Origin of the sequence: Enterococcus sp. AZ149, from assembly GCF_051714285.1 — a bacterium.
Lineage (GTDB): Bacteria > Bacillota > Bacilli > Lactobacillales > Enterococcaceae > Enterococcus_D > Enterococcus_D entomosocium.
In genome coordinates, this window is the sequence record NZ_JBIORO010000001.1 from 739,664 (window position 1) to 755,052 (window position 15,389).

Annotated in this window: 12 protein-coding genes; 11 read left to right on the top strand and 1 reads right to left on the bottom strand. The window is 42.5% G+C overall.

All coding sequences use genetic code 11. From position 1 onward, the window contains the following. Nucleotides 1–32: 32 nt before the first annotated feature. From IGI94_RS03395 to dhaS, 4 genes are all read left to right on the top strand, one after another. A complete protein-coding gene (locus IGI94_RS03395) occupies nt 33–2,159 on the top strand; it encodes a hydantoinase/oxoprolinase family protein (protein WP_438899435.1) in 2,127 nt (708 codons plus the stop codon). Between the two features lie 23 nt (nt 2,160–2,182). Further along, nucleotides 2,183–2,821: a hypothetical protein gene (locus tag IGI94_RS03400; protein WP_194199794.1), complete on the top strand. Its 639-nt coding sequence runs from the start codon at nt 2,183–2,185 to the stop codon at nt 2,819–2,821. Next, nucleotides 2,793–5,303 (top strand): glycoside hydrolase family 31 protein, encoded by a 2,511-nt coding sequence (locus tag IGI94_RS03405; RefSeq protein ID WP_016620562.1) that lies wholly within the window; start codon nt 2,793–2,795, stop codon nt 5,301–5,303. Before IGI94_RS03400 ends, IGI94_RS03405 begins: the two co-directional genes overlap by 29 nt. 339 nt (nt 5,304–5,642) lie before the next feature. Continuing rightward, nucleotides 5,643–6,170 carry a dihydroxyacetone kinase transcriptional activator DhaS gene (dhaS, locus tag IGI94_RS03410; RefSeq protein ID WP_016620563.1) on the top strand — a complete coding sequence of 176 codons (528 nt, stop codon included), beginning with the start codon at nt 5,643–5,645 and terminating at the stop codon, nt 6,168–6,170. A gap of 46 nt (nt 6,171–6,216) precedes the next feature. Here the strand turns inward: dhaS and IGI94_RS03415 are convergent, their stop codons facing one another. After that, on the bottom strand, nt 6,217–7,209 hold the full coding sequence (locus tag IGI94_RS03415; RefSeq protein ID WP_016620564.1) for a dihydroxyacetone kinase subunit DhaK: 993 nt from the start codon (nt 7,207–7,209) through the stop codon (nt 6,217–6,219). A 384-nt stretch (nt 7,210–7,593) separates the two neighbouring features. On the opposite strand from IGI94_RS03415, the gene dhaK reads away from it, so the two are divergent. The 7 genes from dhaK to glpK all read left to right on the top strand — a co-directional run bounded on the left by dhaK (nt 7,594) and on the right by glpK (nt 15,386). Further along, nucleotides 7,594–8,574, top strand: coding sequence for a dihydroxyacetone kinase subunit DhaK (gene dhaK, locus IGI94_RS03420; RefSeq protein WP_061053812.1), 981 nt, complete (start codon nt 7,594–7,596; stop codon nt 8,572–8,574). Nucleotides 8,575–8,587: 13 nt separating this feature from the next. After that, nucleotides 8,588–9,175 (top strand): dihydroxyacetone kinase subunit DhaL, encoded by a 588-nt coding sequence (gene dhaL, locus IGI94_RS03425; RefSeq protein WP_016620566.1) that lies wholly within the window; start codon nt 8,588–8,590, stop codon nt 9,173–9,175. Continuing rightward, nucleotides 9,168–9,539, top strand: a complete 372-nt coding sequence (gene dhaM / locus IGI94_RS03430; protein WP_016620567.1) for a dihydroxyacetone kinase phosphoryl donor subunit DhaM — start codon at nt 9,168–9,170, stop codon at nt 9,537–9,539. The genes dhaL and dhaM overlap by 8 nt, the downstream gene beginning before the upstream one ends. Nucleotides 9,540–9,559: 20 nt before the next feature. After that, a complete protein-coding gene (locus tag IGI94_RS03435; protein WP_438899436.1) occupies nt 9,560–10,696 on the top strand; it encodes a glycerol dehydrogenase in 1,137 nt (378 codons plus the stop codon). Nucleotides 10,697–10,994: 298 nt separating this feature from the next. Continuing rightward, complete coding sequence (locus tag IGI94_RS03440; RefSeq protein WP_438899437.1) at nt 10,995–12,302, top strand: FAD-dependent oxidoreductase; 1,308 nt, start codon at nt 10,995–10,997, stop codon at nt 12,300–12,302. Beyond that, nucleotides 12,292–13,734, top strand: a complete 1,443-nt coding sequence (locus IGI94_RS03445; protein ID WP_016611958.1) for a helix-turn-helix domain-containing protein — start codon at nt 12,292–12,294, stop codon at nt 13,732–13,734. The genes IGI94_RS03440 and IGI94_RS03445 overlap by 11 nt, the downstream gene beginning before the upstream one ends. Before the next feature lie 131 nt (nt 13,735–13,865). Continuing rightward, the gene (gene glpK / locus IGI94_RS03450) at nt 13,866–15,386 is read left to right on the top strand and encodes a glycerol kinase GlpK (protein WP_086333036.1); all 1,521 of its coding nucleotides are present in this window, start codon (nt 13,866–13,868) and stop codon (nt 15,384–15,386) included. Nucleotides 15,387–15,389 lie beyond the last annotated feature (3 nt).

The following is a 15,389-nucleotide window of genomic DNA, read 5'->3' on the forward strand; positions in this document are numbered from 1 at the left end:
GCACAAAAGGCTAGAAAAGAGTGGTATAGAACATGACAAGAAAAGTACGGATGGGAATTGACGTGGGTGGAACCCATACAAAAGCGGTAGCGATCGATAATGCGACTCATGAGATTATTGGGAAATCTTCCGTCAAAACAACCCACGATGATGTTTCAGGAGTGGCAAAAGGTGTTATTCAGACCTTTCAAAATTGTTTAAAAGAAAACAATATTGCTCCGGAAGAAGTGATTTTTGTTGCCCATAGTACCACGCAGGCGACCAATGCATTAATTGAAGGTGACGTGGCGAAAGTAGGGATTTTAGGCATAGCCAAAGGCGGCTTAGAAGGGTTTCTGGCGAAGAAACAATTAAACATAAAAAATATTATTTTAGGAGAAGGCAAAGAAATTCAGATCGCTAATGAATTTCTGAAACTAAAAGAAGTATCCGAAGACAAAATCGGTGACAAAATTGCCACGCTAAAGCAAGAATCAGCGGAGGTCATCGTTTCTTCCATGGCGTTTGGGGTAGATGATATCGGTCCCGAGGAGCTGGTTTCCAATGTAGCGAAGCAAAAAAATATTCCTTCTACGATGGCATCAGATATCACGAAGCTATATGGCTTAACGCGGCGAACCCGTACGGCAGTAATCAATGCCAGTATTTTACCAAAAATGCTAAATACCGCTACATCAACCGAAAATGCCGTTCGACAAGCAGGCGTAACTGTTCCGTTGATGATCATGCGTGGTGACGGTGGGGTGATGGAAATCACTGAAATGAAGCGTCGTCCCGTATTGACGATGTTGTCAGGACCGGCTGCTTCAGTCATGGGTTCATTGATGTATCTGCGGGCTTCAAATGGCATCTATTTTGAAGTTGGTGGAACGACCACCAATATCGGTGTCATCAAAAATGGACGGCCCACGATCGATTATTCTATCGTGGGTGGTCATGCTACGTACATCAGTTCATTAGATGTACGAATCCTCGGCGTTGCAGGTGGTTCAATGGTTCGCGCGGATAAAAATGGCATCATTGACGTCGGCCCACGTTCTGCACATATCGCAGGGCTTGATTATGCCGTATACACCGATACTGAGAAAATCAATCAGCCAAAGGTCGATTTCTTTTCACCTAAGCCTGGTGATCCTGCCGATTACGTCCGAATTCTCATGGAAGACGGTTCAGCTGTCACCATTACAAACTCCTGCGCAGCCAATGTCTTAGGTTTGGTAGAACCGAATCATTTCTCTTATGGAAACATTCCTTCTGCACGCAAAGCGATGCAAGTGTTGGCGGAATATTGCAAGACGACAGTGGAGGATATCGCGAACCAAATCATGGAAAAATCTTATCAAAAGATTGCACCGGTCATCAACGAACTGGTAGATAAATACAAGCTAGAAAAAGACCAAATCTCCTTAGTAGGGGTAGGTGGCGGTGCCTCCTCCCTGATTACGTATTATTCAAATAAAGACCAAGTGAAATATGATATCCCAGAAAATGCAGAAGTGATTTCTTCCATTGGTGTTGCTTTAGCCATGGTGCGTGATGTCGTTGAGCGGATCATCCCATCACCAAGTCCAGAAGACATTCGTGCCATCAAACAAGAAGCACTAGATAAGGCGATCGATAGTGGGGCAAGTGCCGAAACGATCGAAGTTCATATTGAAATCGATCAACAGACGTCAAAAGTGACCGCGATTGCGACTGGTTCCACCGAAGTCAAAGCCATGGATCTGTTAAAAGAATGTTCGGAAGAAGAAGCATTGTCTTTGGCTGCCAAAGACATGCGCTTGACGGAGCAGCAAACGACCTTATTGGCGAAAACCAATGCCTTCTTCGTGTTTAGTGAAGCGACACATGACGGTCCCACTCAAGTTCGCATCTTAGATAAAAAAGGCTTTATCAAAGTGCAACGAGCGAATGCTTTGGCAGCAAAAGCAACGATTGCCACTTACCGAGAGGCAGTGGCGAAATTGTGGGAAGAAATGTCTGTTTATCAAAGTGAGATCATTGTTCGACCAGAGTTTTATGTCTGTTTTGGTTCACGAGTGATGGACTTCTCAGCTTCAACGCTTGAGCAGCTAGCGTTATTGATGGGCATTGAGCTAGATGATTTACAAGGGGATACAGAAGTTTTACTGGTCGCAGGAAACATCAAGCAAACGTAATTAGGTGATCAATGATGAATCCCATGACTATTTTAAGACGACCATTGAAGGAACTAACGCAATACGATGACGAATTTTGGGCGAATTATCTATTCATGACCGATCCCATTGCTTGCAAATACCAAGGATTAGATCATGTGGAGCTGATTGTGCAAGCACGACAATGTGGCAAAACTGCTGCCAAAGAATTTTTAGAAATGTATGGTCACCCCTTTGATAGGGGGACCATCTGCAAACAAAACAAGCTATTGTTGCGAAATCAAGTGCCCTTAAATGCTAGTGGAATGGTCTTAGGGCAATTTCATCCACCTAATCAATTATTCATCAATAAGGCAGCAATCACACAGGTAGCAGCCTTTTTAGAAAACAGGGCAATCAAGAGCACTGACACAGAAATTGCGAACCTAGTTTTCGGACATGAATTTTTTCACTGGATCGAAGAGCAGCAACAAGCATCGATCTACACGAGAACGAAAAAAGTCCAGCTCAGAAAATTTTTAGGGATACCGCAAATCGTCAATTTGCGTGTCTTGAGTGAAATCGCTGCGATGGTTTTTACGAAAGAAATAAATGATTCAAAATTCAATCCCTGTCTCTTGGACTGTGCATTGATTCAGGGAAAAGGGGACTATTATGAGAGTGAAAACATTTCTTTATCTTGAAAAACGACCCGATGATTACTTGATCCATACCGAAGAAGCAACGATTCAACTACTATTTCTCACGGAAGATATTGTCCGAATCCGCGCCTCTTTTGATCGGACATTTATCGAAAAATCGTATGCCTTAGTAATGACGGCTTGGGAGGATCGCTTGGACTCCTTATTGAAGGAGGAGCGTAAGCGAGTCGCAGCGGTTACTGTTCCGTGTGAAGAAACGGAAGATACCTTGATTTTTCCTGCCAAAAAGTTAAAGGTGATCATCCACAAAGCACCTTTCCATTTCAGAATCTACAACCAGAATGACGAATTGATTTACTCTGATTTGCCAGAACGGGCTTTTGAGATCGACCAGCTAGGCAGAGCGTACCATTATAATAAAATCGAACCAAAAACCGATCATTTTTATGGTTTTGGCGAAAAGACAGGGCACCATGATAAAAAAGGCAGACGAATGCGCATGTCCGCCAAAGACGCAATTGGTCACGATCCAGAGTTTGGTGATCCGTTATACAAGCATATCCCTTTCTATATTCGTCTGAGTGAAAGCAACCAAACAGCGATTGGTCTCTTTTATAACAATTCTTATGAGTCTGTATTTGATATGGGCAATGAGATCAGTGGTTATTGGGACCCCTATAGCTATTATCAAACAGATGGTAACGAGATTGATCTCTTTTTTATCAACGGTCCTTCAGTAAAAGAAGTTGTCAATCGCTACACCGATCTAACCGGCAAGCAAGCTATGCCGCCTAAACACAGCCTAGGTTTTACTGCATCTACGATGTATTATGCAGAACTTGACAAAAATTGTGACCAAGAAATCTATGGTGTGATTGAAAAGCATCGTGCCAATGGTATGATGATCGATAATTTTAAGCTAGCTTCGGGCTATTCCTCTGGTGAAGAAGATAATCTGAGGTATGTGTTTCATTGGAATAAAACGCGTTTTCCTGATCCAAATGCGTTTTTTAACAAAATGAACCAGCTAGGAATCAATGTTATCGTGAATTTGAAACCGGGTATTTTAGAAAAGCATCCCTTTAAAGAGGAATTTGAAGCAAATGATGTGTTTGTGAAAGACTGCGACGGTGAACAAGATTACTATGGTCGCTGGTGGGGTGGTGAAGGTCGTTTTGTTGATTTCTTAAAAGCATCAGGGCGCAATACATGGAAAAAAATGTTGAAAGCATCGATTTTAGAAAAAGGGACAACTACCGTCTGGAACGATAATTGCGAATACGATGGGATCGAAGAGAAACAAGCGCTTTGTGGCGAAGGAGCAGAACGAGGTCAAATTGCAGAATTAAAACCGATCCAAGCCAACATGATGGCCTATACGGCAAAACAAGCGATCAAAGAAGTTTTTCCCAATAAGCGACCGTATATCATCAATCGAGCAGGCTATGCCGGGATTCAGCGTTATGCGCAAACTTGGGCGGGAGACAATCTCACTGACTGGCGGACGCTCCGATATAATATCGATACGATCATCGGGATGGGTTTGTCTGGGGTAGCAAATACTGGCTGTGACATTGGTGGTTTTGCTGGCGGTGCACCAGATGCAGAATTATTACTGCGCTGGATTCAAAATGGTATTTTTCAACCGCGTTTTTGTATCAATTCTGCCAACGATGATAACACAGTTACGCAACCATGGATGTATGACAAAATGAATCCATTGATTCGAAAAGCCTTTCGCTTGCGCTATCAAATGCTTCCTTACCTCTATTCCTTAATGTATCAAGCCCATCGAACGGGTGATCCGATCCTCAGACCGTTGTTCTACGAATTTCAAGAAGACCCTAACTGTTATGCAGATCCTTTTCATACCTTCATGGTTGGTTCATCGCTTTTAGTTGCCAATGTTTTGGAAGCAGGTGCGACAACGCGAACCCTTTACTTGCCAAAAGTTAGTCAATGGTTCCAATTAAACGAGCAATTCACATGCTATGAGGGTGGTCAAGTGATCACGATTCCAGTCGGCTTAGAAGATATCCCGATGTTTCTTAGAGCAGATGGTATCTTTGTGACAAGTGCTGATGAGCATCAACGGGCGACTGATACGGTGAAACAGATCGAACTACTAATAGGTGAAGGAGAAAATCAACGATTCGATTTGTACGAAGATGATGGACACAGCAATGATTTTGAACAGCAGCATTACAAGCTAACGACGATCAAGACAACTGGCAGAGAAAGAAAAACCATCCACTTTCAAACAACAGGTACTTTCGACAGTACGATCGAGTATTATCGCTTGAAGGTGATAACAAAAGAAAAAGGTGCTTATTGGGTCACCTTAGATGGGCAAAAGCTGCCACAATATCTAAGTCGTCAAGATTTTGAAGCAGCAACAAATGGCTGGTATTACGATCTTCAAGAACGGACAAACTGGATAAAATTCCCACGACCAAGCAGGCCATCTTTTGAAGTGATCGTTTCAACGGAAACGTTTGATCTGATCGGAATGAGTAATGAGTGAAAGCTGAAAAAAATTAGGCAAATGATTAAAAAGTGTTATGTTACTTTTATAGTAATTTTTTAGATATGATTTAACTGTTTGTTGGACCGGATTGTTTCAGAACCCTAGAAACCAGCTCTATCAGCACAAATAACGATTGGTTTCTTATCAATGGGAGGAAATGCAAAAAACGGCTGTCAATATTCATTATTTGTTATTGTAAACAGACAATAGCTTAGATAGAATACTCGTATAGCGAAGGCAGGAAGGTTCATCTTATTAACCGAACGAGTCGAAGATCTATCCATTAGGGAAGCATCAGAAAAATGGAAGATTCGTTTACTAGATAAGGGTGTTTAGATGGCAGAATCAATGATCGTAAAGAAAAAAATTTCCAAAGCATTTAAACAATTAGTAGTGGAGATTGGTTTCGAGAAAGTAACTATTTCAAAGATTATGCTAGCAGCCAATATACGTCGTCAAACGTATTACAATCATTTTCAAGACAAATATGATTTGACCGATTGGATTTTTCAGCAAGAAGCCATTGAAAAAATAGCAGATAATTTGGCTTATGAAGACTGGATGACGACATTACAAGACTTGTTCGTTTACTTTGAAGAAAATAAGCGATTCTATTGTAATGTGTTATCTTTTCAAGGTCAAAATTCTTTTCAAGAGTATTATGTCGAACACTTAAAGGGCTTGATCAGTAAGATGTTGGATATAAAATGGGGCTACAACAGTAAAAAGAAAGAAAATCGTGAGTTTATCGAAGAATTTTATGCGACTGCGTTTATGGCGATGACGACAAAGTGGATGTCAGAAGGCTGTAAACCAAGTGGACGAGAATTTGCGAATAATATGAGCAGCTGTCTATTTGATTAAGCAAATAGACAGCTGTTTTGTTTTATCGAGGCAAAAGAGGCGAGACTTAATGCCAACCAAAGGCATCGGTCGGAAGATGCAAGTACTCTTGCCACTTTTTGTTTTTCAAGGAAAAAAAGGAAAGCGAGAGACCATCCGTATCATAGGCGGTCAAAAAGTTGCCCATTTTTTTAAAGGAAGCACGAATCTCTTCAATTTCTAGTAATTGTTGGACATCGTTCATAAATATTGCCAGTTCCAAAAGAGGGATCGCCCCTAAGCCGTTGACCAGCAGAGCGATGTCTTTTAGCTCTGCTTTGGAAAATTGCTTGCTGAGTTTGTTGACTAATTCAATAGCGATTCGTTCAGAAGAATGGATCTTTTCAGTTCGGTAACCAGACTCTCCATGAATACCGATGCCAAATGCTAGTTCGTCCGAAGCTAAGTGATATTGCTGACGAATGTGTGCGATAGGTGAGGGCGGAGCAAAAGCAACCCCTAGTGTTTTGATCCTTGGGACGATCTGTTCCCCTAATTCTTTCAATTGTTTTAATGACAGTAGTTCTTCTGAAGCAGCCCCCAATAGCTTGTGGACAAAAATCGTTCCAGCAACGCCTCTACGGCGTTTGATAAAGGTATCACTTTCAATCGAACAATCGTCGGAAACAAGCAAATGATCCACTTTCATCCCAGCTTCGGTAGCCCATGTTTGCGCCTGTAAGAAATTTTGAACATCTTTAGCAAAGTTTTTAATGATCAAGATGGTCCCATGTCCGTTGTATGATGCCTTGATACCACGAAAAATCTCCTCTGCTGAAGGAGGCTCAAAGATTGATCCCATAATAGCACCATCCAACATGTTTTTTCCAATATAGCCTATGTGGGAAGGTTCATGACCACTACCGCCACCACTTAATAAAATAACTTTATTAGTTGGCAATTCTCTTTTTAGGAAAATCCCTGTGCGGGGAATCCAGCGCAGGCGATCATGATAGGTATAGGCAAATCCAGCAAGAATCTGTTTCTGTATCTGTGGTTTTGATCGAATAAAACGATTCATTGACGCCAGCTCCTTTTACTTAAATCGTAATTCGATTATACGCTTTTTTTGAGTATCGAACTACTATAAAGGTAGCGTTGAAAGCGGACACATTAGTGTTTCTGTCCGTTGTAAACTCAACGGGATAACAGTAAGATTATAGATAAGAAGATCAACAAAAAAGCATGAATTCCATTAAAAAATTGGAAAGCTATGTGAAGTGGAAAGACGGTTTTTTTTACAAAACAGTAATATCGATTTTTTCAATAATGCTTTTTGTTTTTAAAAGGAATAATTAAAAATAACAAACGATCAAGATGGACTATGAGAAACTTCTAGTGGATAGTTTGGATGACAGCTTGAGGTTTCCATAGTGTTCTGTTCGTAGCCGAAAGGAAGTAAGCAATGAAAAAAATTATGAATCAACCGACAGATGTTTTGGCAGAAATGATTCGAGGAATCGTTCAAGCAAATGAATCAACGATTGAACAAGTTCCCAATACATTTGTCGTAAAACAAAAAGAACTCGCCAAACAAGTTTCTTTAATCAGTGGTGGTGGAAGTGGTCATGAGCCAGCTCATGCGGGCTTTGTCGGTGAGGGAATGTTACAAGCAGCTGTTTGTGGGCAAGTGTTTACTTCACCTACGCCGGATCAAATTTACGAAGGAATCAAAAGTGTGAATACCGGCAATGGTGTCGTTTTGATCGTGAAAAATTATTCTGGCGATATTATGAACTTTGAGATGGCAAAGGAACTCGCTGAACTAGATGGTATTGAAGTTGGCACAGTGGTCGTTGATGATGATATCGCTGTGGAGGATAGCACCTTTACGCAAGGAAAACGTGGGGTCGCTGGCACGGTTTTTGTTCATAAAATTTTAGGAGCTGCTGCCAAACAGGGGTGTTCCATTGAAGAGCTAGTGGCACTTGGGAACCAAGTTGTTCGTCAATTAAAAACCATCAGCGTCGCACTGAGTGGTGCCACCGTACCAGAGGTGGGAAGTCCAGGCTTTACACTAGCAGAAACAGACATCGAGTTTGGTGTGGGGATTCATGGTGAGCCTGGTTATGCTCGGGAAACGATGTGTTCTTCAAATGAGATCGCTCATAAAATGATCGAGAAATTAGAAAAGGCTTTTTCTTGGGAAAATGGGGAGAAATTTGCTGTGATGGTCAATGGATTGGGCGGTACACCATTGATGGAGCAATATATTTTCTATCAAGATGTACGGAAACATTTGGATCGTGAGCTCGATGTGGTGTTTTCAAAGGTCGGCAATTTTATGACGGCAATCGATATGGCAGGTATCTCATTGACCCTATTAAAATTGGAACCGGAATGGGTGGCTTATTTAACGGAGCCGGTAGCACATACCGCTTGGTAAAAGGGGGAAAAGAATGTTTACAAAAGAAAATTCATTAAAAACACTTCGTCTTTTTCATCAAACGATTCAAGCAGAAAAAGATTATTTGAATGCACTAGATACAGCGATCGGTGATGGCGATCACGGAAGTAATCTAGCTCGAGGAATGACAGCAGTCATGGAGACGTTAGAAAAGGAACCTGTAGAGGAGGTGTCAGAGATTTTTAAAAAGACAGCGATGACTCTGATCAGTAAAGTGGGTGGCGCATCCGGACCCCTCTATGGCACGGCTTTCTTAGAGATGGCGAAAACGAGCGCCATGATGGAAAATCCCAAAGCGATTCTTGAAGCAGCACTTAGTGGTATCAAACGTCGAGGACAATCTGAAGCTAAGGATAAAACGATGGTAGAAACTTGGGAAGCAGCAACCGTAGCTCTGGAAACAGGAACCTTGTCCTTTGAAGTCGTGAAAGAAGCTGCCGAAAAAACAGCGGATCTTGTTGCCAAAAAAGGTCGTGCTTCTTATTTGGGGGAACGATCTTTAGGACATATTGATCCCGGCGCAATGTCCAGTGCCTTTCTTTTTGGCGCAATGATCGAAGCAGGTGTTTTTGATGAATAAAATCGGCATTGTACTCGTCTCTCATGTTTATGAAATTGCTTTTGGCTTACAGCGTTTGATCAAAGAGGTTGCTCCAGATGTTCCCATTACTTTAGCAGCTGGCTTAGAGGACAATGGAATCGGGACAAACGCGGAAACGATCGTAACTGCGTTTGAAGAGAACCGAGGCCAGATACTGTTCGCTTTTTATGATTTAGGCAGTGCCAAAATGAATTTGGAACTTGCGGAGGAATTGACCGAAAAAACAGTTCACTTATTTGATACTGCACTGATTGAAAGTGCCTATACTGCAGCTGCATTGTTGCAAGTTGCTGCTTCTGAGCAAGAGATCATAGAACAATTGACTGCATTAAAAATAAAATAAACGAAATGGAGTGTCGTGTAATGAGAAAAGCTTTTATTAGTCCAGCAAAATATGTGCAAGGAGAAGATGAATTGCTTCGCCTAGGGTATTTTGTAAAAACATTCGGAAAAAGTGCCTTATTGATTGCCAGTAAAGAAGATGTCGCAAGGGTCAAAGAAAAATTAGATCAAACGGCAAACACCTATGAAGTTGTTTTGGTCGAAAGTGATTTTCACGGAGAAGCGACCCGGGGAGAAGTGGCTCGTCTAAAAGCGATCGCTGCCGCAAACGCCTGCGACTGTATTATTGGTTTAGGGGGCGGAAAAGCCATTGATACAGCAAAATGTGTGGCGGAGGGTCGCAACTTGATCATCGTTCCAACAATCGTTGCAACCGATGCACCTACCAGCCATTCGGCGGTTTTGTATACAGAAGAGGGCGCATTTGATGACTACGCGTATTTTGTCCAAAGTCCGAGCGTAGTTTTGATTGATACAGTCGTGATCGCACAAGCACCGACACGTTTTCTGGTCTCTGGAATCGGAGATGCCTTATCAACTTATTTTGAGGCAAGAGCTACTCAACGTTCTTTTTCTAATGTCAATGCTGGATTGCCTTGTGGGGCACAAGAAGGCTGTCCACCCGCGAAAGGAACCAAAGCCGCTTATGCATTAGCGAAGCTGTGCTATGAAACGATTTTAGAAGATGGTGCCAAAGCGAAGCAAGCATGTGAGCGTAACGTGGTTACACCAGCATTAGAAAATGTCATTGAAACCAATATCCTCCTGTCAGGGTTAGGATTTGAAAGTGCCGGGTTAGCAGCGATTCACGCCATTCATGATGGCTTGACGGTTCTTCATGACGCTCATGGTGCTACCCATGGTGAAAAAGTCGCTTTTAGCACGATTTGCCAACTCGTTTTAGAAAATGCACCTCAAAAAGAGTTGTTTGAAGTAATCAACTTTGCGCTATCGATTGGCTTACCTGTTTGCTTGAGAGACTTAGGGGTAGAAACGATCAGTGACGAGGAATTAACAGAAGTAGCCGAAAAGGCTTGTATCCCTGAAGAATCGATTCATTCGATGCCGTTTCCAATTACGGTTGAACAAGTCAAAGCAGCGATCGTCGTAGCAGATAAGATTGGGAGTGCTTGTAAGCGAGATTCTCAGCCTCAATGACATAGATAAAACAATAGCAAAAATAAACCACTCAATCAGGAAGTACGTTGCATGATCCTAGTGATGATGCAACCAAACCTCGATTGGCTGGTTTTTTTTTTGTGTTTTTCTTTTTTTAGCGAATTTTTTAGTGAGGGCTGTGTGGCTGACGGCACAATCATAAAGGTACGGTCATTCAGATTGATTTTTTGGTTTGAAAGCATCTTCCAATATCTGGTGCAAAATAATAGTAAGGAAGATAGCTTTTTACTCGTCAAATGAGAGCGTTTCATTTAAGCTAAGGGAGAGAGGTGATCCAATGAAAATCATAATTATAGGTGGGTCTTTTGGTGGTGTCAGCTGCGCCCGTGAAGCACGTCAATTATACCCTAACGCAGAGATTTTATTGATAGAAAAAAAAGCCCATCTTGGGTTTGTTCCTAGCGGCTTGTTATTGCTGATCGAAGGCAGGATCGCTTCACTGGATGAAGCATTCTTTTGTACGAAGGAGCAGCTGGAGGCAGAAACAATCGACGTAGCCTTAGAAGAAACCTTTCTAGAAGTCTTTCCTTCTGATCATCGGATTCGGACGGATCAGCGGGAACTAAGCTATGATCGACTCGTCTTGGCGGCAGGTTCCAGTCAAGATTCCACTGTTTTGCCGCAACCAGAAGAAGCACTGCTGACCTACAAAGAATATGAAGCAGCGAAGCATTTCTTACAGCAATTGCCCCAAGCAGAGTCGATTACCATCGTCGGTGCTGGTCAAGCCGGGATGGAAGCGGCGAATACCTTAACGATGATCGGCAAAAAAGTCAGTGTGATCGAATCAATGTCGTATCCTTTATTCAAATACTTTGATCGCGATTTTTTGCAGCCCTTTTTAACGGAGATCGAAAAAATCCCCAACTTGCAGCTGCATTGGTCGGAGCCAACTTTGGCAGTCGTTAAAACGGAAACAGGCTTTCGGATCGAAACCGCCGATCAACGTTATGAAAGCGATCTGGTATTGACGACAGTTAACGTTCATCCTCGCTTGCCAGAGGCATTTACGGTCTTTGAATTACACAGTGATCAAACCATCTGGACAGATGCCTACTTGGAAACTTCTGCCACGGATATTTTTGCGGTCGGCGACTTGATCCAAATTCCAAATGCTATTACGAAAGACACGGTCTACATGCCCTTAGTCAATAATGCTGTTCGCTCAGGGATTGCGGCAGCTCGCAATCTAGCAAACAAAACGACCCCGTTTCGTGGTGGATTGCGGACAGTCGGTACACAATTGTTTGAGTGGTATTTAGCCAGTACCGGCTTGACCGAGTCGGATCAGTTTTTCTATGAATCACCGATCGTTTGTCACACTTTTACGGCTACCGTTTCCCTTTTTGATTCGACGCAGGTTCATGGAAAAGTGATGATCGAACAAGCCAGCGGTCGAATCGTTGGTGCACAGCTTTTATCAAAAGCCAATATTTTGGAAAAAATCAATTTACTAGCGTTTGCGATCGAGCAGCAGGCAACGATGGAGGAGCTGACCCAAAAAGACTTTTTCTTCCATCCACGATTCACTAATGTGTTGGATCAAACCTTCATATGGTCGGGAAGTGATGCCGATGAGACTTGATCAGTTATTAGAAAAAAAAGAAGCAAAACAATTGCAGCTGCTCAAAAAACTTTTACTAGTTGGCGGTCAAATGGAGCTACATGAATTAGCGCTCTATCTTGGCATCAGTAAGCCTTCTCTGGAAAAGTATGTGGATGAGCTGCAAGATGAGTTGACGCACTATCATGAGCAGTGTCGATTGTATTACCGAAATGGTTCACTGGTTTTTGAAATGAGTCCCACCTTTTCTCTTAACCAAATTGAATGGGCATTTTATCGTTCGGCCTTGAAATTTCAAATTCTCGAGCATCTTTTACAACATCAAGAAGTGACAACTGTCCAGCTGGCACAAAAATTAACAGTCAGCGAGTCATCCTTGTTTCGCAAAATCAAAGAGCTAAATGGTTTGCTAGCAGAATTTGAGTTAGAGATCTGGCAAGGAAAGCTGATTGGAGAAGAAACCCAAATTCGTTATTTCTATTTTGAACTCTTTTGGTATGTTCATTCTTTTGACAGTCAGCCATTGCCGATCGATGAGAAATATGTCGGTCTGATCACTCGCGGCCTGAACATGCGCTTTACGAAAGAAGCCCAGCAGCGCTTGTCCCTATGGCTGAGGATCATGAAGGCGCGACTTAAAATTGCTACTCAATCCTTTCAAGTTTTACGGGAGAAAATGGCACCTTACATGAAAGACCCTTTGTTTCAACAATTACGTGAGTTGGTATTTCGTGGCTTTGGCCATTACGCATTAGAAGTCAGAGAAGAGGAGGCGATGCTGCATTTTGTCTTTTTGTTGTCGTTCTCGGTGTTATCCGAACACGATCTGCAGGTGTATATGCTGCAGCGTTCTCGGTTTACGCCAACTGCCTTGACGGATACATTGATTTTGGAACATATTTTGCATCTTTACCGCCCATCGTTTGTTCCTCGTGAAATGGAAGCCACTTGCTATGGTCACCTGCTGCAGATCCACAGCCGCGTCTATTTTTTCAAAGGGGATGTGGAGGTTTTTGATCGAGAAAATATTTGGCAGTTAGAAGCGCAGTTATCCAGCCGCAACATTCAGCAAATCAGTCATGAACTATTAGGTAAGGCCTTAACAGAGTTAAATATCAAGCCGTCCGAGAAAAATAGTCTACTGATGATGACGATGGTCAAATACTTGAGTGTCATCACGATCATCGACTATCAAATCAATCGAGAATTTCGTGTTGGGATCGCCTTGAAAATGGATGAGCTATTTAAAGAAGCTCTCTATTATATGTGGCTGCTGTATCTCAAAAATTTGAATGGCGTAGTTGTCGAACGCTATCGTCCAGAACAAGAATATGATTTGATCTTGGCGAATTACGCCATCGAGACCAAAACACCGACTTATCGAATCAGTGAATTAGGGACTGCTTATGATCGTGAGACAATCAAAAAAATGATCCGTGAACGCTTTAAATAGTGGATTTCGTCAATTTCTTAGAGATTTGAAAAAAAATTGACGAACCATATAGCAAAAGTTCAGCTAAAATAAAAGCAAGACAGAAAGCGCTAACAAAAAAAGCGCGTATAAAACCAAAGGGAGCGAATCAAATGGCAGAAAAAAATTATGTAATGGCGATCGACCAAGGAACCACTAGTTCAAGAGCAATTATTTTTGATCGTAACGGGAAAAAAATCGGCAGTTCACAAAAAGAGTTTCCGCAATACTTTCCAAAATCAGGTTGGGTAGAACACAACGCCAACGAAATTTGGAACTCTGTCCAATCAGTCATCGCAGGGGCATTTATTGAATCAGGTATCCGACCAGAAGCAATCGCCGGCATTGGTATCACCAACCAGCGTGAAACGACAGTGGTTTGGGATAAAACGACAGGGCAGCCAATCGCGAATGCGATCGTTTGGCAATCCCGTCAATCTTCTCCGATCGCTGACCAATTAAAAGTAGATGGCCATACAGAGATGATCCATGAAAAAACTGGGTTAGTCATTGATGCGTATTTCTCAGCGACCAAGGTGCGTTGGCTTTTAGACAATATCGAAGGGGCACAAGAAAAGGCGGATAATGGTGAGCTACTCTTCGGAACGATCGATTCATGGCTTGTGTGGAAACTGACAGATGGACAAGTCCATGTCACCGACTACTCCAATGCTAGTCGGACGATGCTTTACAACATTCATAAATTAGAGTGGGATCAAGAAATTTTGGATCTTTTGAACATTCCAAGCTCGATGCTACCAGAAGTCAAAAGCAACTCAGAAGTCTATGGTCACACCCGCAGCTACCATTTTTACGGCAGTGAAGTACCAATCGCTGGAATGGCTGGAGACCAACAAGCCGCCCTCTTTGGACAAATGGCCTTTGAAAAAGGTATGATCAAAAATACTTACGGCACTGGGGCATTTATTGTCATGAATACGGGTGAAGAACCACAATTGTCTGACAATGACCTACTGACGACTATCGGGTATGGCATCAACGGCAAAGTCTATTATGCCTTAGAAGGAAGTATCTTCGTTGCTGGATCAGCGATCCAATGGCTGCGGGATGGTCTACGCATGATCGAGACTTCGCCACAATCAGAAGAACTAGCTGCCAAAGCAAAAGGAGATAATGAAGTCTATGTGGTACCTGCCTTTACTGGATTAGGTGCGCCTTACTGGGATTCAGATGCAAGAGGAGCAGTCTTCGGCTTGACTCGTGGGACGACGAAGGAAGATTTTGTTCGGGCAACACTGCAAGCTGTTGCGTACCAATCAAAAGACGTCATCGATACGATGAAAAAAGATTCCGGTATCGATATCCCATTGCTGAAAGTCGATGGAGGGGCAGCCAAAAACGATTTATTGATGCAGTTCCAAGCGGACATTTTAGACATTGACGTACAACGAGCAGCGAATCTGGAAACAACCGCATTAGGGGCAGCCTATTTGGCAGGGCTAGCGGTTGGCTTCTGGAAAGACTTAGATGAATTGAAATCAATGGCAGAAGAAGGGCAAATGTTTACGCCAGAAATGCCAGCAGAAGAAAGAGACAATTTGTACGAAGGTTGGAAACAAGCGGTGGCGGCTACTCAGACCTTCAAATTCAAAGCGAAGAAAGAAGGCGAGTAAGCC